This is a genomic window from Neobacillus vireti (genome assembly GCF_001026695.1).
Classification (GTDB): Bacteria; Bacillota; Bacilli; order Bacillales; family Cytobacillaceae; genus Neobacillus; species Neobacillus vireti.
The window spans coordinates 119,629-145,849 of sequence record NZ_LDNB01000013.1; the positions used below are offsets into that span (position 1 = coordinate 119,629).

Sequence of the window (26,221 nt, forward strand, 5' to 3'; positions counted from 1 at the left end):
GGGTCTTTGGTCAGCACGTTAATCCAGCGCTTCTTCAACATTTTTAAATTGGTTAAAAAACATTTGATAATATCGGCCTTGGGCGCTCATTAGTTCGTCATGGCTTCCTTGTTCGACGATTTGCCCGCCATCAATCACCATAATTGTATCGGCATCACGAATCGTATTTAAGCGGTGGGCAATGATAAAGCTCGTTCGGTCCTCCATCAGCTTGAGCAGGGCTGCTTGAATATGGAGCTCAGTTCTCGTATCAATGCTGCTTGTCGCTTCATCTAAAATCAATAACGACGGTTTTGCGAGCATCACCCTGGCAATCGCCAACAGCTGGCGCTCTCCTTGGCTGAGATTGCCGCCATTTTCCGAAAGGATGGTTTCATATTGCTGGGGGAGCCGTCTGATAAAACCATCGGCATTCGCCATTCTCGCCGCCGTTTCGACCTCGTCATCACTTGCATCGGGTTTTCCGTACTTAATATTCTCCTTAATTGTTCCGGAAAATAAATACGTATCCTGGAGGACAAACCCAAAGCAGCTCCTTAAGCTGTCTCTTGTATAGGTACGAATATCGCGGCCGTCTAGAAGAATTCTCCCCTCGCTGACATCGTAGAAGCGTGTTAGCAGGTTGACGATCGTCGTTTTACCCGCCCCAGTTGGACCGACCAAAGCGGTACTGCTGCCAACAACCGCCTCAAAACTGACATTTTTTAAAATTGGCACATCCAGCCGATAACCGAAGCTGACATTCTCAAAGACAACATGGCCTTTCGGATTTTTTAGGTCCGCGGCATTAGCTGTATCTGCCGTCTCTTCTTGTTCATCGATGACTTCAAAGACACGCTCTGCCCCGGCAACACCTGATTGGAGGATGTTAAAGATGTTGGCAAGGTCATTAAGCGGCCGGACAAACTGCCTCGAGTAGGTGATGAAGCTCGCGATAGCCCCGACCGTGATCAAACTCTTAGAAGCAAGGATCCCGCCGATGACAGCGACAATCGCAAAGCCGAGATTATTAATCACATTCATAATCGGCATCAGAAATCCCGACCAAATTTGTGCCTTAAGGCCGACCGCACGGAGCTTTGTATTGACGACTTCAAACTCTTCGATGACCTTATCCTCATGATTAAACGCTTTGACGACTTCAATGCCGGAAATAGTCTCCTCAATATGGCCATTTAATTTCCCAAGCTGTACTTGTTGATTTTTAAAAAAGACACTCGTTCTTTTCGCAATCGTCCGTGTCAGCAAGAAGACGAGTGGGACGGTCACTAAGCTTGCTACTGTTAACACAGGACTTAGGATTAACATCATGATTAACGAACCGGCAATGACAATCAACCCTGACATCAGCTGTGTTGTTGATTGCGAGATTGTATTGCTGACGTTATCGACATCATTCGAAAGCCTGCTCATCAGTTCCCCGTGTGTTCGCGAATCAAAAAAGGAGACCGGCAGCTTTTGCAGCTTTTTAAACAGGGCATCGCGGAGGCGCATGACCACCCTCCCGGCAACACCGGCCATCAGCCAGCCCTGTAAAAATGTCAAACCGGCATCGGCAGCATAGGCGCACGTTAGAACGACAATCATGATTTCCAGGAATGAAAAATCTACTTTGCCATTATGAAGGCCCATCGCATCTACCGCTTTCCCAATTAAGAACGGGGCGAGGAGCATGAGGGCTGCATCAATCACGATAAAAAGTAAGATGAGCGCGAGCATTTTGCGCTCATTGCCAAAATAATGCCAAAGACGCTTCAATGTCGCCTTAAAGTTCTTCGGCTTAACGACAGGGCCACGAAGCCGCTGGGCACCGCCGGGTCTCAATGGAGGAGGGGCAGCAGGGCTGCTTGCGGTTTGTTCCGTTCCCTTTGACATGTTACAAAACCTCCTTGCCCATCTGAGATTGATAAATTTCTTGATAAACGATACACGTATTGATTAACTCTTGATGGGTTCCAAACCCAACTACTTCACCTTGGTCAAGCACAACAATTTTGTCAGCATCGATAATCGAGGTAATCCGCTGGGCAATCAGGAGACAGGTAAGCCCCTGGGCATATGTCTTCAATCCCGCCTTTATCTTTGCCTCCGTAGCTACATCTACTGCGCTTGTGCTGTCATCTAAGATTAAAATCTCCGGTTTTTTCACCAACGCTCTGGCTATTGAAATCCGCTGCTTCTGCCCTCCGGAAAAATTAACACCGCCTTGGCCAATTCTAGTTTCATAGCCCTCCGGAGAAGCGGTGATAAAGTCATGGGCGCCGGCAATTGCCGCAGCCGCTTCGACTTCTTCTTTGGAGGCATCTTCTTTCCCCCAGCGAATATTTTCCGCGACACTGCCGGTAAAAAGGATATTCTTTTGCGGCACCATCGCAATCTTCTCTCTTAAAATGCTCGGGTTAACAAGTTTTATATCTTCGCCATCTACCTTAATAGTGCCGCTCGCCGCATCATAAAAGCGGGGGATGAGTCCGACGAGGGTACTTTTCCCTGAACCGGTTGAGCCGATGATCCCGACTGTCTCACCTGGCAGAATAGTAAAGGTAATATCCTTTAATACAGCTTCACCGGTGGTCCCGTCATACGCGAAGGAAACATGTTCAAAATCAATTCTGCCTTTTTCCGCGTGAGACGGCGGTGCAGTCTCGTTTTTCCAAGTGATGTCTTCCTGCTGTGAAAAGACTTCGTCAATTCTGCCTGCTGATGCCTTGGCGCGGACGAACATATTAAAAACCATGGAGATCATCATCAAGGAAAATAAGATTTGCGTCATATAGTTGATAAACGCAATAATATGACCGACCTGAATGTTTCCAGTGCTGACCCCTAATCCGCCAATCCAAAGGACAACGATGATGCCGAGGTTAACCGTCAGCATAATCGCCGGGCTAAAGGTAGCCATCAGGCGTCCGGCAGCGATCGATTGCTGCTTAAACTGTTCATTTACCTTGGTAAACTTGCCAATCTCGACATCAAAGCGATTGAACGCCTTCACGACGCGAACACCTGATAAATACTCACGCATCACACCGTTCACACGGTCCAATGCCTTTTGCACCTTGGCGAAGAGCGGGAACCCTAATCGTAAATTCACGATAATTAACAAGGCAACAATCGGCACCACAACCGCTAGCACCACGGATAAATGGAGATTGAGTCGCGTTGCCATAATGAGACCGCCAATCGCCAGCAGCGGGGCCTTAACGAAAATCCGCATCAGTCCATTGACAAACACTTGCACCTGGGTGACATCGTTTGTCAGCCGGGTAATGAGCGACGCGCGGTCAAACCTATCAAGGTTTTTAAAGGAGAGCGTTTGAATTTTCTTAAATAAATCCGATCGTAATTCTGTTCCAAAATTTTGCGATACGATGCTGGCCATAATGCTTCTTGTCGAGGCAGCCACTGCCCCACATGCGGTAATCGCGAGCATCAGCCCGCCCATTTTCAAGACATAATGGATATCCTTATTGGCCACACCTTCATCAATGATTTTCGCCATAATCGTCGGCTGCAGCAAGTCACTAATCGCTTCAAAGGTGAGAAATAAGACGGCAATGCTGAAAGACTTCCAATATTTCTTTATGTATTTTGCTAAAAACTTCATCTTCCCACCTCAGAATTTCGGGTCTCGTAATAAACATATTATAATTTTGTTCTGGGCAAATAAACAATTAATTAGTTTGAAAAATAAGGGTTTGGCGAAATCCGCGGCCAGTTTGGCGAGATTAATAAGGTTGTTGGCGAATAAATCCGAAGTTTAGCGAGATTCCCGACCGGTTTAGCGAGATTCCAGCACAAATTGGCGAGATTATTGATAAGAGTGAATAATCGGAGTCTATTTCTGTAAAAAGGTAATAAAAAATGGCCCATAAACATGGACCACTTGTTAGTCATATTAATCTTCGACGGGGCGAAATTCATGGACCCAAACGCGCATTTGCGGGAGCCATGGCATTCCTGGGTGGTAAGATAGGATCGATTGTTTATAATCCTCCACCGTTTCGAAGCCCTCGCGGCGGGCATCAGCGTCAGTCAGCTCACCAAGGCTTTGCGAATAAACATTTTCAACGACGAACTGACGGCCTTCAAGCGTCATGATTTCGCCTGGGTCGGCATATCTACCATTTCGGCGTGTCGCTGTTTTTTCTCCTGCTAGCACCTTCTTAACATCTGCTTCCATCGTCACTAACCGCTCAATGGAACAGGTTTTCGGCGGCAATGTATTGTTTTCATGTTGTGTCATGTTGACATCCTCCTTTTACCAATTGATTTACCTATATTAACACTATTGTCAGCGTAATAAAAGCGGCTGAGGATTTCTCTTAGACATTCAAATCTCTTTTTTTATAAAAGAAAAAGGTAGCAAACGAAAGCACGCCGATTAACACGGCAGAGAGGACAATGACGCTTGGCTTGAGTCCGCCGCCATACATGACCTGTTTCGCTTCAAAATATTTAAAAGGCGTCAAGTACTTTAATCCCTTGAGGTGTTCGTTCAAATCGACGGCGACCGATAACCCGTATGTCAGCAAAAGAATGGCCGTCGCTTGCGATGCCGCCGTCTTAGCTTTCTTTTTGACCGCAGCAAGAGCACTGCCGATGACCATAAATAAGATTTGCAAAATAAACATTCCTGCCATTAATAAAGAGATTTCACGATTGACGGCCTCGCCATGGCTGTATTTCCCCATGAGAATGATGGACGATACAAGCGTTACAAGATTAAAGATAACGATATTCACGAATGCGGCCGATAATTTTGCAGTAATGATGGTCTTTCTAGCTACCGGCTTGGTGAATAAAAACTCCGACGTTTTTTCACGCTCTTCTTTGGCGATAATCGTTGCCCCAAGCATCGCCGCATGGATGGTGGCCATCAATAACAAATAGATGAAGAGCATGCCATAATATCCGCTAGCCTTCGATAAATCCAAGTCGCTCATACCTAAGACCACCTTTAGTGATTTTGGTAAGTCGGCCATCATCGTATTAATCGATTGGCCTGATGATGAAAACGCCTCAAATTTAGCCATTCCTGATGCTACCATAAAGAAGATACCGATACTCCAAAAGATGAGCGATTTCCGGTGCGACTTCAATTCTTTTAAAAATATATTCACGGTTGATCCACCTCCAGATTAGACAGCATGAATATCCTTTTTCGCATAAACCAGATAACTCGCCGCTATCGCAAGAATGATAATGATGGCACCAGTCATTAAGAAGGGGGCCTCGAAGCTTGCATGTTTCAAAATGTAGCCAGTTTCAAAATATTTAAACGGCGAAAGATAGCGTTTTGCTTCCTCACCAGACGTGCCGCCGCTTAGCATCCCTAAAAAGTAAAAACCAAACACAGTGGCAAGTGAGACAGTCAGTACCGATTTTATTTTTGGAACAATGACAGAAATGATGACGCCTAGTGCTAGAAAAATCAGCTGGATAAACAACAGCGTAAGTGACAGCAAGATAAATAGCTGGAAACTAAAATCTTCTGTCTTCACTTGAAACACCATGATGCTCGCTGCCGCTAAATAAACGATATTGGTGATGACAAGTGAAGTAAGCGCCGCTAGCAGTTTGGCTGTCAAAATCGTTGTCCGGGTAACAGGCTTTGTTAACAGAAAATCCGCTGTTTTTTCCCGGACTTCCTTACTGACAATGGATGTGCCCAGATTCATCGCCTGGATCGCGCCGCACAGGCTAATAAACGCGAGTGGAAAGCAGTAGAATCCTAGAATCGTAAAGAATCCGCCTAGGTTGATTCCGAGTGCATTGCGAATGGTCTCCGGATACCCTTCCAGAATTTTAGTAAACTCCGCTGCATCACGGGCAAATGAAGGATATAGCGCCATATAAAAGACGACAATCGCTGCTAATGATAGCGACCAAATCATTGTCGACTTCCGGGACGCCTGCAATTCATGCATAAAGATATTCATAGTTACCTAGACCTCCTTTTCGTAGTAATGCATAAAGATCTCCTCAAGGTCCGGCTCCTCAATCCACAGGTTGGCAATCTCTGTCGCAGCGATTTTTTTCATAACATCGTTAATATTTCCTTTAAAAATAAAACTGGTAACGTTGTTGTTAACCTCCACATTGTTGACACCGCTAATTTGGAAGTACTTCTGATCTAGTGGTGCTGCCGTTTCAATTTTGAACTTTTTATAGTTGTTTTCTTGTAAGGTACTAATCTTTTCAACGGTGACAATCCTGCCCTCTTTAATGATGGCAACGCGATTACACAAGCGTTGCACTTCGCTGAGGATGTGTGACGAAAAGAGAATCGTCGCCCCTTTTTTATTCTCTTCCTCTAGGAGTTCAAAGAATTTCTGCTGCATTAATGGGTCGAGGCCGCTCGTTGGTTCGTCAAGGATAATCAGCTTCGGTTCATGGAGCAGCCCTTGAACAATCCCGACCTTCTTTTTATTTCCGAGCGAAAGGTCATCAATTTTTTTATTAAGGTCGAGGTCCATGATTTCCACCAATTCTTTAATACGCTTACTGCAATCCTTTTTATAAAAACTAGCTGAGTATTTTAATAGGTCTTTCACTTTCATATTGTCATAGTAAAAAACTTCTGACGGCAAATAGCCAATCTCCTTTTTTATTTCCGGGGCAAATTGAATGCAGTCCTTGCCAAAAATCGTCGCACTGCCGCTGGTTGGATAAATAAGCGATAGCAGCGTTCGAATCGTCGTCGACTTCCCGGCGCCGTTCGGCCCAATGAACCCGAAAATTTCCCCTTCTTCAACATGAAAGCTGATGTCGGTAATTCCTCTAGCTTTGCCGTACGTTTTTGTCAGGTTATTAATTTCGATTACATTCATCTTTGCGCCCCCTTATTTATAAAAACATGTCGTTAAAACCTCGAAATACTCTTCTGCTTTGATTTGCAGTTGTTGAAAATCGATTTCGTGTGCGGATGACAGCTTTACTTTGTTAAGCTCCTCTTCACTCAACTTTTCAAAGGTCCAGGTAATAATCTTGAGGATTTTTTTGACATCGACATCATCACGGAATTTCGACAAATCGATGCCTTCGTAAACTTTTCCAAAGTTGATATCCGTCAGTTCCTTTATCCTATTTCCTAATTCGATTTTAATTACAGTTGATTCCTCAAAATAAGCCTCTTCGATAAACTTAAAGATGTCCGGGTACTGGCTGAGCAAGTCCATTTTGATCAATACCGCATGTCGAATTCTCTTAAAAAAATCTACTTCAGAAAAGTTGATTTTTTTGTAAAATTCTTCGGCAAGCAATTCGTAACAATAATCAAACAAAAATAAGTAAAGCTGCCTTTTGTTTTGGAAATAATGAAACAGCAATCCCTTTGATATGCCCGCTTCCTTTACGATTTCATTTGTCGAGGCCGTATCATATCCTTTCAGGGCAAATTCCTTTATGGCCGCATTTATGATTCGGTCTTGTTTTTCTTTATCTAGGTTGAGAAATTTCGAAAACATGGTCGTGTGTCCTCCTTTTTGGCGTTGACCACACTAGTCAATACGGTCATTATATTCCTGTTGACCCATACGGTCAATAGGAGACAGGCTATACTTTTTACAAAAATATGAATTGTTTGCAATGGTTATAGTATGGCTTTTGGGGATGTGCTACGATGCAGGTGGACGTTATTTTTTGGAGGTGAAAGATGATTAATGAAGTTAAAGCTAGAGATCGATCGTTGAAGTTAGAAGGATTAATTGCAGCGCAAAATCGCTTGCCGGCCGGCCACCCAATCTTGCCAGTCTTAGCCGCTAAGCAAGCATCCTTAGAAGCGGGTATTGGCGGCGAGGAAAGGGTCGCTGAGATCTTCCGGAAGCATCCATTTCCATTCGACAACCACATTTTTCACGACATATCCCCTTCAGCAGATGAAAAGTTTCAAATGGACTCCTATATGATGACCCCTTGGTATGGTAACGTTTTAGAGGTTAAAAATATCGGTGGTGTCCTCGATTTCAAGGACAATCCCCCGCAGTTAATCCGCACCCGCGACGATGGACACAGAGATGGCTTTTCAAAGCCCTGTTGTCCAATTAGAACGAAACCGCGAATGTTTGACAGATTGGCTTAGAAGCCGGAACATCCATCTCCCAATCTATGGAGCAGTCGTACTCGCTTATCCGAAACAAATTGTCGGCGAACTCCCGCTAAAAACCAAGCTTTTATATCCTTACTTAATCCCCTCTTTTATTAAAAACATCCCTAGGAATACGAAAAAGTTGGATATCGAAACTTTCAATTGGCTATCGGCGGAACTTCTAAATAGTCACCAGCGTTTTATTCCGGACCCAATATGTGAGACGTATGATGTAAAGTTTGGGGACTTTCAAACAGGGGTAAGGTGCGAGACGTGCAGCCGATTCGGAATGATTAAACTGCCGAGGACATGGTCATGCCCTTTTTGCAATGCGACAGATTGTCTCGCACATCAGAGAACATTATTGGAGTGGTTTTTGATTTATAAGAAGGATATTACGAATCGGGAGTGTCGGGAGTTTTTGGGGATTGAGGATATTCACACCGCCAAGCGTATTTTGCAAGGTATGAATTGGCAAAGCCAAGGAACTTTTAGAAACCGGTCATATATTATGAATTTCGATAATAATCATTTTGCTCAAAGTAAAGGGGGAATTTTTATCCGCCAGTAAATGACTCTTTTATACCAGTAATTTTGCTTGGCGCCAGATAGGATGCTTTACTCGCCAGTAATTTGCCTTTTCTCGCCAGTTATTGCTGCTCTTCCGCCAGTAAATGAATCTTTTTCGCCAGTAATTTTGATTGGCGCCAGATAAGTTGCCTTTCTCGCCAGTAATTAGCTTTTTCTCGCCAGTAATTAGCTTTTTCTCGCCAGTTATTGATGCTATCCCGCCAGTAAATGAATCTTTACCGCCAGTAAACATTACTAACGTATCGACCTCCGTAAAACGTGTAACCGCTCCCGCAAAATGATATGATATATATGAAAAAAACTTCATAAGGGGTGTGCGTAAAATTGAAAAACGAATTGATTGAAAGGTTTACTTCCTATGTTAAAGTGGATACGCAGTCTGATGAAAATAGTGAGACTTGTCCATCCACTGAGGGGCAGTGGACGCTGCTTCGCATGCTGGTTGATGAATTAAAAACGATTGGCATGGACGAAGTTACGATCGATGAGAATGGCTATGTGATGGCGACATTGCCGTCCAACACAGAGAAGGACGTCCCAACCATCGGCTTCCTCGCCCATGTGGATACAGCGACTGATTTCACCGGCACGAATGTCAAACCGCAAATCGTTGAGAACTATGACGGCGGCGAAATCGCACTTAACGAGGCACTTAAAGTGATCATGTCACCAACAGACTTCCCGAGCCTTAAAGAGTATAAAGGACACACCTTAATCACCACCGACGGCACGACGCTGCTCGGCGCCGACAACAAGGCCGGTGTCACCGAAATCATGACCGCGATGGCTTACTTAATCAACCATCCGGAAATCAAGCACGGTAAGGTCCGCGTTGCGTTCACGCCGGATGAGGAAATTGGCAGGGGGCCGCATAAGTTTGACGTTGCGGCGTTCAATGCGAACCATGCTTATACCGTCGACGGCGGCCCGCTCGGCGAGTTAGAATACGAAAGCTTTAACGCAGCTGGAGCAAAAATCACCATCAAAGGCACCAATATCCACCCAGGTTCTGCTAAGGACAAAATGGTCAACTCGATGAAAATTGCGATGGAGTTACATAGTAAGCTGCCTGCACAGGAAGCACCAGAACACACCGATGGCTACGAAGGTTTCTACCATTTACTCTCCTTCAACGGTGATGTAGAACAAACGAAACTCAACTATATAATCAGAGACCATGACAAGGAAACCTTCAAGGCGAGAAAAACGACACTTGAAAACATTGTCAACGATCTTAAAGGGAAGTACGGCAGTGACAACATTCTCCTCGGATTGAAAGATCAATATTACAACATGGGTGAAAAAATCAAACCGGTCATGGAAATTGTTGATATTGCTCAAGAGGCAATGGAAAGCCTGGATATTAAACCGATTATCAAGCCAATCCGCGGCGGTACTGACGGCTCGCAGCTTTCCTACATGGGGCTGCCGACACCGAACATTTTTACCGGCGGCGAAAACTTCCACGGCAAATACGAGTTTATTTCCGTCGATAACATGATTAAAGCCACACAGACGGTTATTGAAATCATCAAACTGACCGAACAAAAAGCTTAATTTTTAGAAAAAGAAAGCTAACCCGGAGCCACTTTCGGGTTAGCTTTTTCTACGTCACTATACAATTGAAATGCACTTTTCACCAATCGAAGCGCAACAACCACCACCCAACAATTGAAGCACGCTATCCGTCAAGCGATTGAATAAAAAGCTTCTGCACACTGCTTAAGACAAGAAACAGTCTCTTCCAGCTGGGCATTCAGCTGCTCCACAGGCCATTTTCCAGCATCCGCTTCGAGGTCCTTGTGAATAAGCAAGATCATCCAAATCGAGAATACAGCTGAAAACAAATAATACTCGTGCAAAAATGCCTCGCCATCAAGCTCCAGTTTCACCTCAGCAAGATAGGTTCGCAAAGCGCGCTCCCGAAACTGGCTCGTCATTTTTTTAACAAACAGGGGATGGGACATGTCAAGCGCATGATACAAATCCCAGTAGGGGGTGTTTAGGTGCAGATGCTCCCAATCTAACACCATCAACCGATTAGCAGCGACCGCAAAATTCCCCGAATGCAAGTCTCCATGCGACAAAACCAATTTCTTTGAAAATACCAATCTATCAAACAAAGAGAAAATCGGCCGAACGTGCCGCTCCTCCATTTGCAATGCCGGTAGCAGCTGGAAAAATTTATCCTCCTGCCTGCTAATATCAGCAATAATCTCCTCAATCTGCGGTTTCAGACCCGAATTCGGCACATCCGCAAATTGGTCAGTCGGCAAGGAATGCCACCAGGCCGCCCATTTGACCACACCTAAAACAGTTTCCTCGTTAAAATCGTGTGAAAGCTGGCCAAGGTCCTCGAGAATCATCCAATTTAAATCCGGAGAATCACTTATCTGATAGGAAATGATTTTTGGAAAAATCGCCGGAAATGAGGGGAGAATATGCTCATGGACCCACACCTCGCGGCCCAATTGACCGTTATTTGTTAATGGTTTGAAAATATAGCTTGCCGACGGCGACAAATAGAATCTTTCAACGAATCTTCCATTCATCCCCTGATAGAGGGGTTCTTTCTTCGAGATTAACCCCTCATTTAACATCCCGTTGGCCAGGACAATATTATTAGGCAGCACCATAGACCACCCACCTATTCATATTCGTATAAAGTTACCCAACATCTAAATTCTCAGCTTCAGCAAAAAGCTGTCTTTTCGGAAACTCCTCCAAGGTGCCAGGCAGGGGAAACAGGTCGGACAATCTTTTCACTTGACCATCCTCCGTTTTAAAAACAATATGGTCGCGCGTGAATTTCCGCGGTGTATCGATGCCGCACGCAGCACCGAGGGCGTAAAGTCCTTGGCGGACATTGATAATATAATTCATCACACGCCATTGCTTTTCCTCTGGCACAAGTGCTTCTTGATATTTCGGGTCGGTCGTCGTGACACCGGCCGGGCATTTACCGGTATGGCACTGCATCGCCATAATACAGCCATTGGCAATCATAAAGCCGCGCGCAGAGTTGACCGCATCGGCACCAATCCCTAGGGCAATCGCAATTTTATCAGCAGAAATTAGTTTCCCTGAAGCAAAAATTTTCAACTTATCACGCACGCCGAACTGCCATGCCTTGTCAACAACAGCCACTAAAGCCGGATAAAGCGGAAGTCCCATACTGTCGGCCATCGATTTGAAGGTAGCACCCGTGCCGCCTTCACCGCCGTCAACAGTGATAAAATCAGGATAGATTTGCAGTTGATTCATCGCCTCGAAAAATTCATCGAGGTTCGAATGGTAGCCGACGACGATTTTGATGCCGACTGGTTTGCCGCCTTCTGCTTGTAATGTTTGGATAAACTGCAATGTTTCATAGGAATTATGCAAAAATGGAAAACGGTTCGGCGAATTAATCGTTTGCCCTACAGGCACCTTACGAATACTGGCCACCTTTGGCGTGACCTTTGAGCCTTCGAGATGACCGCCGCGGATTTTTGCCCCCTGGCCAAATTTAAGTTCAAATGCTTTCACATTTGGTTCGAGCGCCTTCAGCTTAAATTCTGCCAGTGAAAAATTCCCATCAAGATCACGAAAGCCAAATAATCCCGGGCCAATTTGGGCGACAACATCGGCACCGCTTTCTAAGTGTTCCGGCGCAATCCCGCCTTCACCGGTATTGATCCATGAACCGCCCGCCATACTGCTGCCACGGCCCGTCGAAAGGATATAGTGCTCCCCAACAGCTCCATATGACGTTGCCGAGGCGCCGAATTGCCCACACAGACGCCATGGGAAATCACGCTCTGGACCAACGACAATAGCATCTTCTTCAGGAAAAAGCCAGCGGGTTACCTCATCCTTTTCAATGTGCTCTCTTCGGGTAAACAAGCCTTCATGGTCAATTTTGTATTTCATCGCGTGAATTTTTTCTTGATTGTCGACCCTCAATTCTTCATTTAACAGCGGGAATAAACCGTTGGCGATATAATAGCCTGGTTTTTCAAAATCACGTTTGGAACCAAAGCTTAACAGGTCGCTGCGATATTTTGCGGAAAAAACAATCCCCAAGAAGTCCGCACGCGAAAAGGGACCGCTTCCATTATCGCTGTCAAACCAATATTGCCTAAGCTCAGGACCCATTTTTTCCAACAGGTAACGCATCCAGCCCAAATACGGATGGGCGCGGATAATCGAATGCTGCGGTTTTTTCGCGACAAAATGAAGCCAGATAAACAAACAAAGCGGACCAACGATAAATACAGCCAATAAAATAAGCAAAACCGTCAATAACAAATTCATTTCCCCCTCGGGTGTCAGGCACCATCCCACTTTAATAACATATGTACATTAGTAATGTATATAATCCTAATTTTACCACAATGGACTACTTTTTGATTAGGAATAATTTAATTTTGAAACCGATCTAAGATACTAAAAAACTCACCTAGAAATTCATAAAACAGCTTTTCTGTCGGGAGCAGTTCGCGTTCACTGGGAATGATCACCCCTACGGTCCGGCTTACATTAGGTTCCGTAATCGGGATCTTGACCGTTGAACGCGGCAGGCTGTCAATTAAGGTGATTTCAGGAATCAGCGTCACCCCAAGCCCGGCTGAGACCAAGCCTTTAATCGCGTCAATATCCTGCCCCTCAAATGATACCTTTGGCTGGAATCCAAGCTGACTGCAGGCATTAACAATAATATCCCTCAAGACAAAACCGTTTGGAAAAAGGACAAAGGAATCATCGCGCAATTCACTTAATGTTATGATTCGATTTCCTGCAAGCGGGTGGGTATGCGGTATGAGCGCAACAATATTTTCAGTAAATAACGTTCTTCCTTTAATTTTCTTTTCCTTTTTCGGCACGGGACCAAGCAGCGCAAGGTTAAAATCGCCTTTTATGACACCATCAATTAAATATTGGTAGGACCCTTGATTCAGTTGAAACTTAACATCGGGATAGTGCTCGCGAAATGCGGAAACCGCTGTTGGTAAGGTGTAGGCCGCCAAACTGCTTGGAAAGCCAATCCGAATCGTTCCTTTCTCCGGATCCAAAAATTCTTCCACTTCTCGTTTGGCATTGTCAATTAACTTCATCGCCTGCTCCATTTGCTCTAAAAATAGGGCGCCAATCGGGGTCAATCTTACATTTCGTCCTTCACGGTGGAACAAACTTACGCCCAATTCCTCTTCCAAATTCACGATTTGTCTGCTGACGGCCGATTGGGCGACATGCAGGGCATGAGCGGCCTCCGTCACATGCTCTCTTTTAGCCACCTCAATAAAATATTGAATCTGTCGTAACTCCATCAAATTCCACCTCTTTTCCAATCAATCTATTTTTAGCATTAATCTTATCTATTTTTCATATTGCTTAGATTATTTTTCAATTATAAAATAAAACGATAATAATATGAAGAATATTCGGATTATATAACGACACAAAAATTTAAAAGGAGTGAATACCATGCAAACAATTGAGGATGTAAAACAATCGGGATCACAAGCAGCAAGGGATTATGTGAATGAAGTGTTTGAAACCGTGAAAAATCGCAATGCCTTTGAAAGTGAATTTCAGCAAGCAGTGAAGGAAATCTTTGATTCCCTCGTGCCTGTTTTTGCGAAACACCCAAAATATATCGAGCAAGGAATACTTGAAAGAATCGTTGAACCGGAACGAGTTATTTCCTTCCGGGTCCCATGGGTAGATGATTGTGGCAGAGTTCAAGTAAACCGCGGATTTCGTGTTCAGTTTAACAGTGCCATCGGTCCATATAAAGGGGGATTGCGCTTCCATCCATCTGTGAATGCCAGCATTATTAAATTTTTGGGCTTTGAACAGACTTTCAAAAACTCCTTAACCGGCCAGCCTATTGGCGGTGCTAAAGGGGGCGCTGATTTCGATCCAAAAGGGAAATCGGACGGCGAAATCATGCGCTTCTGCCAAAGCTTCATGACCGAGCTTTATCGCTATATTGGACCGGATGTCGATGTGCCGGCAGGGGATATCGGCGTCGGTGCCAGAGAAATTGGCTATATGTTTGGCCAATATAAGAAAATCCGCGGCAGCTTTGAAGCAGGAGTGCTGACAGGAAAAGGGCTCAGCTACGGCGGCAGCCTAGGACGAACAGAAGCGACTGGCTATGGAACCGTTTATTTTGTCCATGAAATGTTAAAGGATAAAGGTTTAAGCTTTGAAGGCAGTACAGTCATTGTTTCCGGCTCCGGCAATGTTTCTATTTATGCGATGGAAAAAGCAGCACAGTTCGGCGCCAAGGTCGTTGCCTGCAGCGATTCTAACGGCTATATTTATGACGAAAATGGGATTGATTTAGAGACGGTCAAACAAATAAAAGAAGTGGAGCGCAAACGAATCAGTGAATATGTGAAGGTCCACCCGCATGCCCAGTATTTCGAAGGCTGCACAGGCATCTGGTCTATCCCGTGTGACATCGCCTTACCATGTGCGACCCAGAATGAAATTGATGAAACTTCAGCCAAAATCCTTGTATCTAACGGCGTCAAAGCAATCGGCGAAGGCGCAAACATGCCGTCAACGCTTGACGCGATTGATGTATTCCTTAATGGTGAAGTGCTGTTCGGTCCCGGAAAAGCAGCTAATGCCGGCGGTGTCGCCGCTTCAGCCTTAGAGATGGCACAAAACAGTGCAAAATTGTCATGGTCATTTGAAAAGGTTGATGCCAAGCTCCACCATATCATGATTAACATTTATAAAAACAGCGTAAAAGCCGCTGAAGAATACGGCTTCCCTGGTAATCTCGTTGTCGGCGCTAATATTGCCGGATTCACAAAAGTTGCCGATACGATGATCGCACAGGGCATCATTTAAAAATCTCCTTCCAAGGGGATTTTTTTATTTGCATGCTTTCAATCGTGACTGGTTACATTAACATTGTTTCAATTCTCAAGGAGGTTTGCGATATGGATAATAAAGATACCCATGAATTTGTTGAAAAACTGCAGGAAAATCAAGAAAAGGCAAAGAAAAATAAAGAACAACATGGCAGAGGAAACCCAAGCGAGAAACTGCCAAATCATAAGCATTAGTAGTGGAACCACTCTAACCAGCGATCAATTAAAACAAGCAGCCCCGCATTAATACAATGCGGGGTGCTCACTTTACTTATTCATATTCGCCAGAAACCCGCCAAGCAGGTCATCAATATCAGGTTCTTCTACTTCATCCGTTTGCTGAGGCTCCTGCTTGGCACTGTCCCAATCAAAGTTGTCGAGATCATCAGCACTATCATTTATGTCCATCTCCGCGGCGGCTTCGTCGCGGCCACTGAATTCTTCTTCAGTTGAAGCAGCTGCCTCGTCATAACCTCCAGCGATTGTTGCAGCAGGTTTGTTGTGACCGCTGATTTCTCCTTCAGTTGCAGCGGCAAGTCCCTCAGGAAATATTTCCTCCTGCAGATACAACGCCTCTTCAATATCCAGAGAGTTACTATTTAAGGCAGCGAGTAAGGAAGTCGACCGAACAGGATCCGAAATCAGCTGATAAAGAATACTTCCTAATAACGCCTCGGAATGCCCATGCTTTAACCAATCACGCTGTACCTTCGTCAACTTTTTCGGGAGCGGAATGGTTATAGACTCTTTTTCCCTTGAAAAAGAACTGCCTACACCCTGCACGACAAACTCCGCCAGTTTACTGGAAAAGTTTCGCCTTTCAGTTTCCTTTAATTTTTGCAGCTGTTTTAAAATATGATCAGGGGTATCAGAAGGGACGCGAAAAGACAGTGCTTGGCCTCTGTTAATTTCAGTTGCGGCTGCTTTTTTCATCGAATCACCTTAATTCAACTCTTTACCGGCTCGGCTTTTTGTTTCTCCGTTCTTCTAACAAAGTCGGTAATCAGCTTATAATAGGCATTGGCCATCATCCAAATGCTTTCCTTATCATCTTCAAAGAATTCAATATTATAACCATCTAGATTGTTATTTAATGTTTTTAGATAATCCTTTAACACATGGGAACCGCCGCCAACAAAATAACAAATTTCTGTTTGCGAGTTTTTGGACCATACGTTTCGCAATAAACGGTATTCCTTTTTAGCAAGGTCAAGAAGAATCCGGTCGGTTATATCATGAACGCTTGTCCGGCTTCCTTTCACCATGATATGATTGCGGTCATTTTTTCGAGTAATAATTTCGACAACATCACGGCGGCTGTCGAGCTCCACACCATGCTTTGATCTAATTTCTTCTCGAATGGCCTCCAATGATTCTGAAACTCCTAAGTTAAAGCCCTGTGCCTTATCATCGTCGACATTACGGTTCTTGATGACCGCGATATCTGTGGAAAGCCCGCCAATATCTTGAATTAATATCCGCTTATCAATTAAATCCTTATTAATAATTTTTGAGTTATTATCCATCACAAGGTTAATAAAGGCAGCAAATCCTTCGGGATAGACCTTCACTTCATTGAATTTGATATTTACCTTCAGTCCCTGATACTTCGGTGTGACGAGGAATTCAACCTGATGAACGGAGCCGATTAATTTAGAGCGGTAGCCGGCGTCCTTGCCTTCCTTTACTTCCCTTAACGGGAGGCCCGTCCCCAGTGTATAGTTGGCATCAATGACATTCTTTGTGCGCGGAAATTCCCCTTTGACGGCATCCAAGGCCAGTGCTGCAAACAGCATAATTAACGTTTGGTCTTCCTCCGACTTGCTGCTGCCAGGGTCTAATTCGGCAGCATTATTACTTTTAGCTGCTAAATTTCCAACACGATAGATTAGATTATTCTCTTTCAGGGCAGGGGAGTGGACCTTGATATGAATTCCATCTAACGGCTCTTTCGCATCCAGCTCTTCAATCCCAATAACAGGCCGATCTTCCGTGTCCCTTGCGACAATGTTTGGAATATTTAATTCATACTCTAGTTCTCCGAAAATAGCCTTGATAGAGTCATTGCCTACATCGACTGCTGCCATTCTAGGTTTAGTCATCAAAAATCATTCCTTCCCATTTAATAGATTTATGTGTAAAGGTTGTTATGTATCTCTCGTCCGTCCTCTTAAGGCTATAGGAGATTAATAGATTCTTCAATGGGATGTACCAAAACGAAATACAAGTGTAAAAATGTAAACATTTCGTAAACACAGGAAGTTTTGTAAACATTTTTGTAAACATCTTTAATAACTTTGTATACATGGTGGAACCATGGGATGTGTACGATTTTGTATACTTGTAAACGAATTTGTAAACATTAAGTATACAAAAAGTAAACAAGTTTACACCGATGTAAACGAGATAATAAATGTTACAAATATTTCAATATAGGTGGTTCAAAATTAAAAAGACAAATGAAAAGGCACCCTCTAAAAGGTGCCTTTTCAAACTATTAAACTATGATGCTATTTCATCACTTTCCAGAATTCTCCTGCTAGCGCTTGATATCCGGTTAAGCTGAGATGGATACTCTCAGGAACTGGAAGGTACTCCTTGAAATTGACTGCAATTACTTTTTCAGTTGGTACAAATGTATCTCCGTGCTGGATAGCCTGCGCTTTAATTTGCCCATTTAATCCTTCTAATAACGGCAATAACGGAGCTTGCTGTTCTTGCGGATAGTGTAGGAATGGGTTGTAATAGCCCATGACATAAACCTTTACCTTTGGATTCAGTTGATCAATTGTGCTTAGGATTGTGTTTAAGTTTGCTGCTACTGTTCCAATTACCTCCGGTGCTTGAGCAGGATTTGTTTGAAGTACAGGAAGCAAATCATTTGCACCGATATCAAGAGTAATGTGTGTAGCTGCTTTGATTTCCTTTTGAACATCCGCTTTCTTTAATTGCTCAATTAAATCGGCTGTTTTATATCCGGAAACACCAAAGTTAGCAAAATCCAGTAAGTCATATGATTTCTTAAAGTTGTTGGCAATATAGTCAGGATACCCTAGATCTTTTTTTCCATCCGGAGTTATTCCTGCTGCCAACGAATCACCTAAGGCAACATAATCAACCTGAACCCAGACACCATCTTCGCCTAAAATATACCCATTAATCGTTGTTTTTGCTGCCATTTCTCCACTTGTATAGAGATAATACCATTTGCCGTCCATTTTTAACCAGCCGGTTGCCATTGCACCGCTGCCAGTAAGGAAATACTTCTTCCCGGCTTTATCGAGCCAGCCGGTTTTCATCGCTCCGCTGGATTCTAGGTAATACCACTTACCACTTAGGGAAATCCAGCCCGTTTTCATGGCACCGCCTGCATCGAGATAGTACCATTCATTGCCGGTTTTAAGCCAGCCGGTCTTCATAGCGCCCGACGTTTCAAGATAATACCACTTGCCACTATTTGATAACCATCCCGTTTTCATAGCCCCTGACTTTTCGAGAAAATACCACTTACCGCCTGTTAACAACCAGCCGGTTTTCATGGCACCGCTTTTTTCGAGGAAATACCACTTGCCATTATTTAATACCCAGCCCGTCTTCATCACACCGGAGTTATCTAAGAAATACCAAGTTCCTCCTTGAGACAGCCAACCCTTTTGCGCGACACCATTACTATAAAAATACCATTTACCATTTGCTAGGACCCAGCCATTCGTGCTGACAGAATATCCATTTGCTTTAGCAATGGCATCAAAGCTGCTATCACTATAGGTAATAATTACTGGTGTATACATCTGAATTTTGTCATACAGCCAACGGATCTCTTCATTATGCATCCGCACGCAGCCGGAGCTGACATACTTGCCTATTGAACTCTCATTGGCATTTCCATGGATGCCATATGTTGTACCATATGTACCCCTTGCTTCTAACCCCATCCAGCGGTTTCCTAACGGGTTCCGCGGGTCGCCGCCAGGAATATTCCCCGTGTAATACGGCCGATTGACAATCTTATTTACTATTCTAAAATTACCTTCCGGGGTTAAATCTCTTGATCTCCCAGTTGCCACCTTAAAGGTTTTGACTAACTTCCCGCCATCATAATAGGCAAGTGTGTTAATCTTTTTGTTAATAATGAGCAATTGCGAACTGCCAGCTGCATCTGTTTGCGTGGTAAAGAAAAAGATACTAAATAGCAAAACAAAAATAACCGATATTTTTTTCATTATCTATCTCCCCATTATGTAGTTTATATTACAATAACATGACATCTTGAAATATTTTGTCACAATTTGGTGAAAGAATTGTAATATTTTTAGATTTTAATAGAAAAAAAGAATAATTGCCACTTTTTTCTTCGACATTCTCATTCAATTAGCTAAAAATAGGAAAATGGTGCCTGACACCCATGAGCTTGAAAATAAGCTCACAGTTGGGTATTCTTAGACTACAATTATCCGCTTAAGGTGTGGTTTCAATATGCGTATTAATAAATTTATTAGCGAGTCTGGTAAGGCCTCTAGAAGAGGGGCAGATAAATTAATTAGTGAGGGAAGAGTCACGATCAATGGCAAGGCCGCCGAAATCGGCAGCCAAGTTGAACCGGGGGATGATGTCCGGATTGATGGCAATGCTATTAGTGTTTCAATGAACTATGTTTATATTGCTTTAAATAAGCCCCCGGGGATTACCAGTACAACAGAACGGCATGTGAAGGGGAATATTGTTGATTTCGTCAACCATCCATTACGAATTTTCCATATCGGCCGCTTGGATAAAGATTCCGATGGGTTGATTCTGCTGACGAATGATGGCGATATTGTCAACGAAATACTTCGGGCCGAAAATAAGCATGAAAAGGAATATATTGTTACCGTCGACAGGCCGATTACTGCTGAATTTTTAAAGAGAATGGAAGCGGGCGTGGAAATTCTAAATACAAAAACGCTGCCGTGCAAAGTAAACCAGCTTTCTAAATATGTATTTGAAATCACTTTAACACAGGGATTAAATCGCCAAATTCGCCGGATGTGTTCAGCTCTTGGCTTCGGGGTTGTCAGGCTTCAGCGGACACGCATCATGAATATTCATTTAGGCAATTTACCGATTGGCCAGTGGAGAGACCTTTCAAAGAGGGAACGTAATCAATTATTCGATGATCTAAACTATCAGCCTAAAGGGTGGTAAAAAAATTAAGGATGAACCAAAACAAAGACATCTGTTTCGGTTCATCCTTATTTTATAAAATTACACGGTTAATTCCCCAAGATGCTTTTCTTCCTGACGCTGTTCTTTAATGAGAAATCCGCCTAGCAAACCAAGCAGTGAGAATAGGACTGGGATAATAAACCCATAGTGATAGCCAACGCTGCTTGCTGAAAACTGGAAATGGTCTAATACTTTCCCAAAGATAATTGGTAATAGAACAGCACTTAAAAATCCTCCGGTATTCGCAAATCCTGAGATAACACCGACCTCTTTCATCGGAAAGGATTGGCGAACAACCGCAAAGGTCAAGGCACTTGCTCCATTTCCATACCCAATAATGAAGAATAGCATAACAAGCATGAAGAAAGGCGGCTTGCCGCTAAGTAAAACAAAGGCAATCCAACTTAAAAACACAATAATATGAACGATAATATAGGGCCGTTTGATGGAAGCAAACCTGCTGGAAATCCAGCTTGTTAGCGGTGCACCAATGATTGCACCAATCAGACCAACCATAATCAACTGACTGGCAGCAGAACGGCTCATTTCATAAACATGCATTCCATAAGGAACAGCCCATGAACCGATAAAGCCAACATACGTGCCAACAAGACCAAAGTGACAGAGGAAGGTAGCCCATGCCTGACGGGTGGAAAATATGCGCCGTAACAGAATCAGCGTATTTTCCTGCTTTTTCTCCTTTTTAATCTTGACAGTGTCGTGCTGGAATAGCTGTTTTGGTTTTTTAATGAGCACAAAATATAGGAGAATGGCGCTCAGACATAGAATAATTCCTGTTATAAAAAATGGTGGTCTCCAGCCCGATAGCGAAATCCATGCAGAAAATGGAACAGTCGCCATTAGAAATCCCAAGCTCCCTGCCATACCCGCAAGGCCAAGTAAGCCGATAAATTCCTTCACTTTAAACCATTGACTTAAGATGAGCACCAAGTTGACCCAAATAGCCGCATCCCCGATCCCTGCCAATAATCTAGCAAGAAGGAGAAACGCTTCATTTCCTGCAAGACTATACACTACCGCACCTAAACCATTCAGCAGTGCTCCAAAAACCAGAAAATGATTTGGACCAAAGCGGTCAGACAAGATTCCAATTGGAATTTGTAAACCTGCATAGGCCATAAATTGAATACTCGCCAGCAACCCAATCACTGAAGCTGTTACATGGAATTCTTTCATCAATTGATCCGTAATCAGTCCTGGAGCCGTACGTTGACTGACTATTAAAAAGTACGTAAAAAAAACTGCGGCCAAAACGACCCATCTATAGCTGCTATTCTGCTTTTCCAATGGCCTCTACTCCCGTTAACTCTTATTTATTTCATTATTATACTACACAGGGATTGGCCATAGTCGGATTGGCGATTCGGGGACAGAGGGACAGAGGCCTGTCCCTCTGTCCCTTAGTTTTCTTCTATTTCTCTTCGGTTTTTCTTAAATAATTTAGATAGTATTTCGTAGACAATTGGCACTACGAATAATGTTAGTAGTGTTGAGCTTGTTAGACCGCCGATTACGGTGATGGCAAGTCCTTTTGAGATTAGGCCGCCTCCGCCGCCTCCCGCGCCTAGTGCTAATGGGATTAACGCACCGATTGTGGCGATGGCTGTCATTAGGATTGGACGCAGACGGGTTGCCCCTGCCTCGAGAACGGCTTCACGCATATTCATGCCATCCCGTTCCATATGAATAATCCGGTCGACGAGGACGATGGCGTTCGTAACGACGATACCGATTAACATTAATAGCCCCATCATGACTGAGACCGAGATGGTTTCACCTGCGATTAATAAGCCAACAAATGAACCAATGACCGCAAATGGTAATGAGAATAGGACCGAAAATGGCGCGACACCTTCTCGGAATGTAACAACAAGGATGAAGTACACGATGGCAACGGCCGCAGCCATAGCGACACCAAGCTGTGTAAAGGTGTCAGACATATCTGCTTGGACACCGGCAACGCCGACAGTTACACCTTTCGGTAAATCTAAGTTATCGACTTCTTTCCCTACTTTAGAGGTTACTTTTGAAATATCAGCACCTTTAATTTTTCCAGAAACGGTTGCGTAGTATTCACCTTTACTACGTGCAAGCGTATTTAGGGTTGTACCTTTCTTCACGGTGACAAGCTCGGATAATGGCATCGTTGTACCAAGAGCTGTCGGGATTTGTTTTGCTAAAAGATCATCAATTGATTCTGGCTGTGCAGCTTGTTCCTGCTGAACAATGACATCTAAGGAGTTACCGTCCTTTTCAACCGTCGTTAACACATCTTGTGTTTTTTGCGGACTTAACATCATGACGAGCTGACCAGCTGTTAAACCAACCTGCATCAATTTATCTTGCGCGACTCTGAATGTATACTCCACGTACGCTTCCTCGGCACTTGTCGCCACATCTTTCAAATCGCTATGTTTTTTCATCACGTTTTCTACTTGTTTAACTGATTTATTTAGTTTATTTAAATCTTCACTGTAGAAGGTGTAACTAACTTCATTAGTAGAGCCGCCCATTGAACCAAAGGCTTGGCTCTTCCATTTACCTGTTTGACCAATGCCAGCGACATATTTTTCAACTTTTTCTTTAACATCCGGGAAATTCTTTGTTTCCGGTTCAAAGATGAGGTACATCAAGGCACCGCCGGATCCGCCGCCACCCATCATCGCCGCAGTCGTATCGCCAGCCTTGGTGACAGATACTTGAACGATTTTGATATCATCACGCTTTAGCATCTTCTCTTCGACCACTTTAACGTTGGCCAATGTATCTTCCGGTAACTCACCTGCTTTTGGTGTGTACGTTAAGTACATCACTTTATCCTCTTCACTGCCCATGAAACTAAAACCAATGAGCGGCGTTAACGCCAAACTCCCCACTAGTAAAACAATCGCAAGGATGGATGCTATTACTTTATGGTTAAGGGTTTTTTCAAGGAACCATTTATACCATTTCGCCATTTCACCGACTTCTTTGTGGCTCTTGGCTGTTTTCACACCATATAATTTTTTCTTAAATAAGAAGTGCGATAGCGCCGGAACGATGGTAATGGCAACGAGTAATGATGCACCAAGTGCGAATGCCATTGTTAATGCGAACGGAGCGAACAGCTCGCCAACCATACCGCCAACGAAGATCAATGGTGCGAAAACCGCAACCGTTACTAATGTTGATGACATAATCGGTTTGAACATTTCAATCGTCGCTTCACGGACAAGGGCGCGGCCATTTAATTTCTCTTCTTTCAAATGCAGACGCCGGTAAATATTTTCAACAACGACAATCGAGTCATCGATGACCCTCCCGATTGCAACAGTAATCGCCCCAAGGGTCATAATATTCAAGGTAATATTCATCCAATGTAACAGCAGTAACGCCATGAAAATCGACACTGGAATCGAAACAATCGAAATAATCGTTGATTTAAAGTCACGCAAGAATAGCAGGATGATTAAAACGGCAATCAAACCGCCAAATACCGCCTTTTCAATCATCGTTGTCACCGATTCTTCGATTGGTTTTCCTTGGTCAAGGGTTACATCAATGACAAGGCCATCGACTTTTGCCTTCTCATCCTTAATAACCTTCTTCACTTTGTTGACCACATCAACCGTGTTTGCCTGCTGCGCTTTCACGATTTGGATTGCAATCGCGTCTTTACCGTTTGTTCGTGAGATCGATTGTACTTTACCAACTGTATTAATCGTCGCTATATCGCCAAGCTTTACAAAAGGTGACGGATTAGCAGCTGATGGTGTCACTGGAATCAGCATATTCTTTAATTCATCCGCCGTCGTGTACTTGCCGTCAATCGCGACCGCTTGTTCACTTTCTTTAAACTGGTAAAGGCCTAATGAAACAGATAGATTACTTGCTTGAATCATTTGCTTCACTTTATCTTCTGTTAAGCCAAATTCCGCCAATTTGGCTTTGTTATACGTAAGGTCTACTTCTTCAATATGCTGGCCGGTAATCGTTGCCGACGCAACACCCTCGATTTTTTCAATTTTCGGAAGTAAGCTTTCCTCGACTGTTGACGTTAATTCAACGATATCCTCTTTTGAACTGCTTACACTTAAGGCAACAACCGGCATCATGTTCATACTAATCGCTGTCGTTGTCGGTTCTTGAGCTCCTTCCGGCAATTTAATGCCATCTAATGCCGATTGTAAGGCACGTTTCGCCTCATCCATGTCAATGCCATATTCGTACTCCACTTGAATACTTGACATGTTAGAATAGGAATTTGAATAAACCGCTTTTACGTGTTCAAGTCCTTCTACCGCTTTCTCAATCGGCATGGATACATCTTCCATGACCTTCTTTGGAGTGGCACCAGGATAGACGTCCATGACCATTAAATAAGGAATGGAGATATTCGGAATCGTCTCCATATTCATTCGTGTACCCGAATAAATACCGGACGCCGTTATGATAATCGTAAGCAGCCAGACTGCTAGTTTATTCCTTAAAACAAAGTTAACTAAACCCTTCAACTATTACACCCGCCCTTAATTGACTAATTAAACTCATTTCCTTATAATAATGACTACTGGGTCATTTGTCAACAATTTGACTATAGGAGCGATCATCTGACATGCTAAAAAAACAATTAATTATGGAGCGTGCGTTAGAGCTTTTTGCTAGACATGGGTTCGAAGCCACCTCCGTGCAGCAAATAACCGAGCATTGCGGTATTTCTAAAGGAGCCTTTTACTTATCTTTCAAGTCAAAGGATGAATTAATTATTGCTTTGATTGACCATTTTATGATGCAAATCACATCAGAAATTGACCATATAGTCAGAAACACCAAGGATGATGAACAACTTTTATATCATTTTTATTATGCTATTTATCATTCTTTTCATAAGCATTCTGATTTCGCCAAGGTTCTTATCAAAGAGCAGTCGCAAACATTTAATAAAGAGCTCATTTTAAAAATGCAGTACTACGACAAATTAACCGAGAACACAATCCTCTCGATGATTGAACGTTTATATGGAGAGGAAGTCAAACAAACAAAATATGATTTAATGTATTGTATTAAAGGCTTTATGAATACCTATTCACAGTTATTCGTCTTCTACAACGTGCCGTTGGATCTGAAGCTGCTAGCGGAATCACTTGTGGAAAAAACAAACTTACTAGCAAGACATACGACCGTCCCATTTATTTCACAAGAGCTGATTGAAATCGTTAAGCAGCCGATGAATGGAGAAATAACGAAGGAGCAAATCCTCGAAATCATCAGACAAAGAATAGAAGAAATAGAAGAGCCAATTGAAAAAGAATCGTTAATCCTGCTGCAAGGGCAGTTGCTTGAACCGACTTTACCGCCTGTAATTGTGAAAGGATTACTAGAAAATATTCGCAATCACCCTCATTGCAAATGGATTTCCTACTTACTTCGCCGCTACTATAATTTTTAGAAAAGGAGAAAGACA

23 protein-coding genes are annotated in these 26,221 nt (G+C 43.4%); 7 read left to right on the forward strand and 16 right to left on the reverse strand.

Features of this window, described 5'->3' with window-relative positions; all coding sequences use genetic code 11:
* Positions 1-18: 18 nt before the first annotated feature.
* The 7 genes from AA980_RS16955 to AA980_RS16985 all read right to left on the reverse strand — a co-directional run bounded on the left by AA980_RS16955 (position 19) and on the right by AA980_RS16985 (position 7,469).
* Positions 19-1,875, reverse strand: coding sequence for an ABC transporter ATP-binding protein (locus AA980_RS16955; RefSeq protein WP_024029450.1), 1,857 nt, complete (start codon positions 1,873-1,875; stop codon positions 19-21).
* A 1-nt stretch (position 1,876) separates the two neighbouring features.
* The gene (locus AA980_RS16960; RefSeq protein WP_024029449.1) at positions 1,877-3,607 is read right to left on the reverse strand and encodes an ABC transporter ATP-binding protein; all 1,731 of its coding nucleotides are present in this window, start codon (positions 3,605-3,607) and stop codon (positions 1,877-1,879) included.
* A gap of 291 nt (positions 3,608-3,898) precedes the next feature.
* On the reverse strand, positions 3,899-4,246 hold the full coding sequence (locus tag AA980_RS16965) for an ASCH domain-containing protein (protein ID WP_024029448.1): 348 nt from the start codon (positions 4,244-4,246) through the stop codon (positions 3,899-3,901).
* A gap of 79 nt (positions 4,247-4,325) precedes the next feature.
* A complete protein-coding gene (locus tag AA980_RS16970; RefSeq protein ID WP_024029447.1) occupies positions 4,326-5,123 on the reverse strand; it encodes an ABC transporter permease subunit in 798 nt (265 codons plus the stop codon).
* A gap of 18 nt (positions 5,124-5,141) precedes the next feature.
* Positions 5,142-5,942, reverse strand: a complete 801-nt coding sequence (locus AA980_RS16975) for an ABC transporter permease subunit (RefSeq protein ID WP_024029446.1) — start codon at positions 5,940-5,942, stop codon at positions 5,142-5,144.
* Between the two features lie 6 nt (positions 5,943-5,948).
* Positions 5,949-6,833 (reverse strand): ABC transporter ATP-binding protein, encoded by an 885-nt coding sequence (locus AA980_RS16980; RefSeq protein WP_024029445.1) that lies wholly within the window; start codon positions 6,831-6,833, stop codon positions 5,949-5,951.
* Between the two features lie 12 nt (positions 6,834-6,845).
* Positions 6,846-7,469 (reverse strand): TetR/AcrR family transcriptional regulator, encoded by a 624-nt coding sequence (locus AA980_RS16985; RefSeq protein WP_024029444.1) that lies wholly within the window; start codon positions 7,467-7,469, stop codon positions 6,846-6,848.
* 188 nt (positions 7,470-7,657) lie between these two features.
* Between AA980_RS16985 and AA980_RS27875 the strand changes: the two genes are divergently transcribed.
* Together AA980_RS27875 and AA980_RS16990 are read left to right on the forward strand one after the other, a co-directional pair.
* Positions 7,658-8,083, forward strand: a complete 426-nt coding sequence (locus AA980_RS27875; protein WP_024029443.1) for an NERD domain-containing protein — start codon at positions 7,658-7,660, stop codon at positions 8,081-8,083.
* Positions 8,019-8,660: an NERD domain-containing protein gene (locus AA980_RS16990; protein WP_235815169.1), complete on the forward strand. Its 642-nt coding sequence runs from the start codon at positions 8,019-8,021 to the stop codon at positions 8,658-8,660. The genes AA980_RS27875 and AA980_RS16990 overlap by 65 nt, the downstream gene beginning before the upstream one ends.
* Positions 8,661-8,669: 9 nt before the next feature.
* Here AA980_RS16990 and AA980_RS16995 read toward each other — a convergent pair whose 3' ends face one another.
* Positions 8,670-8,912, reverse strand: coding sequence for a hypothetical protein (locus AA980_RS16995; RefSeq protein WP_047771769.1), 243 nt, complete (start codon positions 8,910-8,912; stop codon positions 8,670-8,672).
* A 92-nt stretch (positions 8,913-9,004) separates the two neighbouring features.
* Between AA980_RS16995 and pepT the strand changes: the two genes are divergently transcribed.
* Positions 9,005-10,237 carry a peptidase T gene (gene pepT / locus AA980_RS17000; protein WP_024030521.1) on the forward strand — a complete coding sequence of 411 codons (1,233 nt, stop codon included), beginning with the start codon at positions 9,005-9,007 and terminating at the stop codon, positions 10,235-10,237.
* A gap of 131 nt (positions 10,238-10,368) precedes the next feature.
* Here the strand turns inward: pepT and AA980_RS17005 are convergent, their stop codons facing one another.
* From AA980_RS17005 to AA980_RS17015, 3 genes are all read right to left on the reverse strand, one after another.
* A complete protein-coding gene (locus AA980_RS17005) occupies positions 10,369-11,316 on the reverse strand; it encodes a phosphotransferase (protein WP_024030522.1) in 948 nt (315 codons plus the stop codon).
* 31 nt (positions 11,317-11,347) lie between these two features.
* Complete coding sequence (locus AA980_RS17010) at positions 11,348-12,976, reverse strand: FMN-binding glutamate synthase family protein (RefSeq protein WP_047771771.1); 1,629 nt, start codon at positions 12,974-12,976, stop codon at positions 11,348-11,350.
* 107 nt (positions 12,977-13,083) lie between these two features.
* Entirely contained in the window at positions 13,084-13,989 is a 906-nt protein-coding gene (locus AA980_RS17015) for a LysR family transcriptional regulator (RefSeq protein WP_024030524.1), read from the reverse strand.
* Positions 13,990-14,146: 157 nt separating this feature from the next.
* On the opposite strand from AA980_RS17015, the gene gdhA reads away from it, so the two are divergent.
* The gene (gene gdhA / locus AA980_RS17020) at positions 14,147-15,529 is read left to right on the forward strand and encodes an NADP-specific glutamate dehydrogenase (protein ID WP_024030525.1); all 1,383 of its coding nucleotides are present in this window, start codon (positions 14,147-14,149) and stop codon (positions 15,527-15,529) included.
* Between the two features lie 92 nt (positions 15,530-15,621).
* Positions 15,622-15,747, forward strand: a complete 126-nt coding sequence (locus AA980_RS26495; RefSeq protein WP_024030526.1) for a DUF4023 domain-containing protein — start codon at positions 15,622-15,624, stop codon at positions 15,745-15,747.
* A 72-nt stretch (positions 15,748-15,819) separates the two neighbouring features.
* Here the strand turns inward: AA980_RS26495 and AA980_RS17025 are convergent, their stop codons facing one another.
* From AA980_RS17025 to AA980_RS25865, 3 genes are all read right to left on the reverse strand, one after another.
* Positions 15,820-16,485 carry a hypothetical protein gene (locus AA980_RS17025; RefSeq protein WP_024030527.1) on the reverse strand — a complete coding sequence of 222 codons (666 nt, stop codon included), beginning with the start codon at positions 16,483-16,485 and terminating at the stop codon, positions 15,820-15,822.
* A 14-nt stretch (positions 16,486-16,499) separates the two neighbouring features.
* The gene (locus tag AA980_RS17030) at positions 16,500-17,654 is read right to left on the reverse strand and encodes a ParM/StbA family protein (RefSeq protein ID WP_024030528.1); all 1,155 of its coding nucleotides are present in this window, start codon (positions 17,652-17,654) and stop codon (positions 16,500-16,502) included.
* 408 nt (positions 17,655-18,062) lie between these two features.
* Positions 18,063-19,775 carry a L,D-transpeptidase family protein gene (locus AA980_RS25865; RefSeq protein ID WP_024030529.1) on the reverse strand — a complete coding sequence of 571 codons (1,713 nt, stop codon included), beginning with the start codon at positions 19,773-19,775 and terminating at the stop codon, positions 18,063-18,065.
* 253 nt (positions 19,776-20,028) lie between these two features.
* Here AA980_RS25865 and rluF point away from each other — a divergent pair, with 253 nt between their 5' ends.
* Entirely contained in the window at positions 20,029-20,736 is a 708-nt protein-coding gene (gene rluF / locus AA980_RS17040; protein ID WP_024030530.1) for a 23S rRNA pseudouridine(2604) synthase RluF, read from the forward strand.
* A 60-nt stretch (positions 20,737-20,796) separates the two neighbouring features.
* On the opposite strand, the gene AA980_RS17045 is transcribed toward rluF, so the two are convergent.
* On the reverse strand, positions 20,797-22,065 hold the full coding sequence (locus tag AA980_RS17045; protein ID WP_024030531.1) for an MFS transporter: 1,269 nt from the start codon (positions 22,063-22,065) through the stop codon (positions 20,797-20,799).
* Between the two features lie 113 nt (positions 22,066-22,178).
* Complete coding sequence (locus AA980_RS17050; protein WP_024030532.1) at positions 22,179-25,271, reverse strand: efflux RND transporter permease subunit; 3,093 nt, start codon at positions 25,269-25,271, stop codon at positions 22,179-22,181.
* Positions 25,272-25,372: 101 nt separating this feature from the next.
* On the opposite strand from AA980_RS17050, the gene AA980_RS17055 reads away from it, so the two are divergent.
* Positions 25,373-26,206: a TetR/AcrR family transcriptional regulator gene (locus AA980_RS17055; protein ID WP_024030533.1), complete on the forward strand. Its 834-nt coding sequence runs from the start codon at positions 25,373-25,375 to the stop codon at positions 26,204-26,206.
* Positions 26,207-26,221 lie beyond the last annotated feature (15 nt).

Excerpts from the sequence above, each read along its gene's own strand:
- AA980_RS16955 (WP_024029450.1), bottom strand. The coding sequence starts at position 1,875 with ATGTCAAAGGGAACGGAACAAACCGCAAGCAGCCCTGCTGCCCCTCCT.
- AA980_RS16960 (WP_024029449.1), bottom strand. The coding sequence starts at position 3,607 with ATGAAGTTTTTAGCAAAATACATAAAGAAATATTGGAAGTCTTTCAGC.
- AA980_RS16965 (WP_024029448.1), bottom strand. The coding sequence starts at position 4,246 with ATGACACAACATGAAAACAATACATTGCCGCCGAAAACCTGTTCCATT.
- AA980_RS16975 (WP_024029446.1), bottom strand. The coding sequence starts at position 5,942 with ATGAATATCTTTATGCATGAATTGCAGGCGTCCCGGAAGTCGACAATG.
- AA980_RS16980 (WP_024029445.1), bottom strand. The coding sequence starts at position 6,833 with ATGAATGTAATCGAAATTAATAACCTGACAAAAACGTACGGCAAAGCT.
- AA980_RS16985 (WP_024029444.1), bottom strand. The coding sequence starts at position 7,469 with ATGTTTTCGAAATTTCTCAACCTAGATAAAGAAAAACAAGACCGAATC.
- AA980_RS27875 (WP_024029443.1), top strand. The coding sequence starts at position 7,658 with ATGATTAATGAAGTTAAAGCTAGAGATCGATCGTTGAAGTTAGAAGGA.
- AA980_RS16990 (WP_235815169.1), top strand. The coding sequence starts at position 8,019 with ATGGCTTTTCAAAGCCCTGTTGTCCAATTAGAACGAAACCGCGAATGT.
- AA980_RS16995 (WP_047771769.1), bottom strand. The coding sequence starts at position 8,912 with ATGTTTACTGGCGGTAAAGATTCATTTACTGGCGGGATAGCATCAATA.
- AA980_RS17005 (WP_024030522.1), bottom strand. The coding sequence starts at position 11,316 with ATGGTGCTGCCTAATAATATTGTCCTGGCCAACGGGATGTTAAATGAG.
- AA980_RS17010 (WP_047771771.1), bottom strand. The coding sequence starts at position 12,976 with ATGAATTTGTTATTGACGGTTTTGCTTATTTTATTGGCTGTATTTATC.
- AA980_RS17015 (WP_024030524.1), bottom strand. The coding sequence starts at position 13,989 with ATGGAGTTACGACAGATTCAATATTTTATTGAGGTGGCTAAAAGAGAG.
- gdhA (WP_024030525.1), top strand. The coding sequence starts at position 14,147 with ATGCAAACAATTGAGGATGTAAAACAATCGGGATCACAAGCAGCAAGG.
- AA980_RS26495 (WP_024030526.1), top strand. The coding sequence starts at position 15,622 with ATGGATAATAAAGATACCCATGAATTTGTTGAAAAACTGCAGGAAAAT.
- AA980_RS17025 (WP_024030527.1), bottom strand. The coding sequence starts at position 16,485 with ATGAAAAAAGCAGCCGCAACTGAAATTAACAGAGGCCAAGCACTGTCT.
- AA980_RS17030 (WP_024030528.1), bottom strand. The coding sequence starts at position 17,654 with ATGACTAAACCTAGAATGGCAGCAGTCGATGTAGGCAATGACTCTATC.
- AA980_RS25865 (WP_024030529.1), bottom strand. The coding sequence starts at position 19,775 with ATGAAAAAAATATCGGTTATTTTTGTTTTGCTATTTAGTATCTTTTTC.
- rluF (WP_024030530.1), top strand. The coding sequence starts at position 20,029 with ATGCGTATTAATAAATTTATTAGCGAGTCTGGTAAGGCCTCTAGAAGA.
- AA980_RS17055 (WP_024030533.1), top strand. The coding sequence starts at position 25,373 with ATGCTAAAAAAACAATTAATTATGGAGCGTGCGTTAGAGCTTTTTGCT.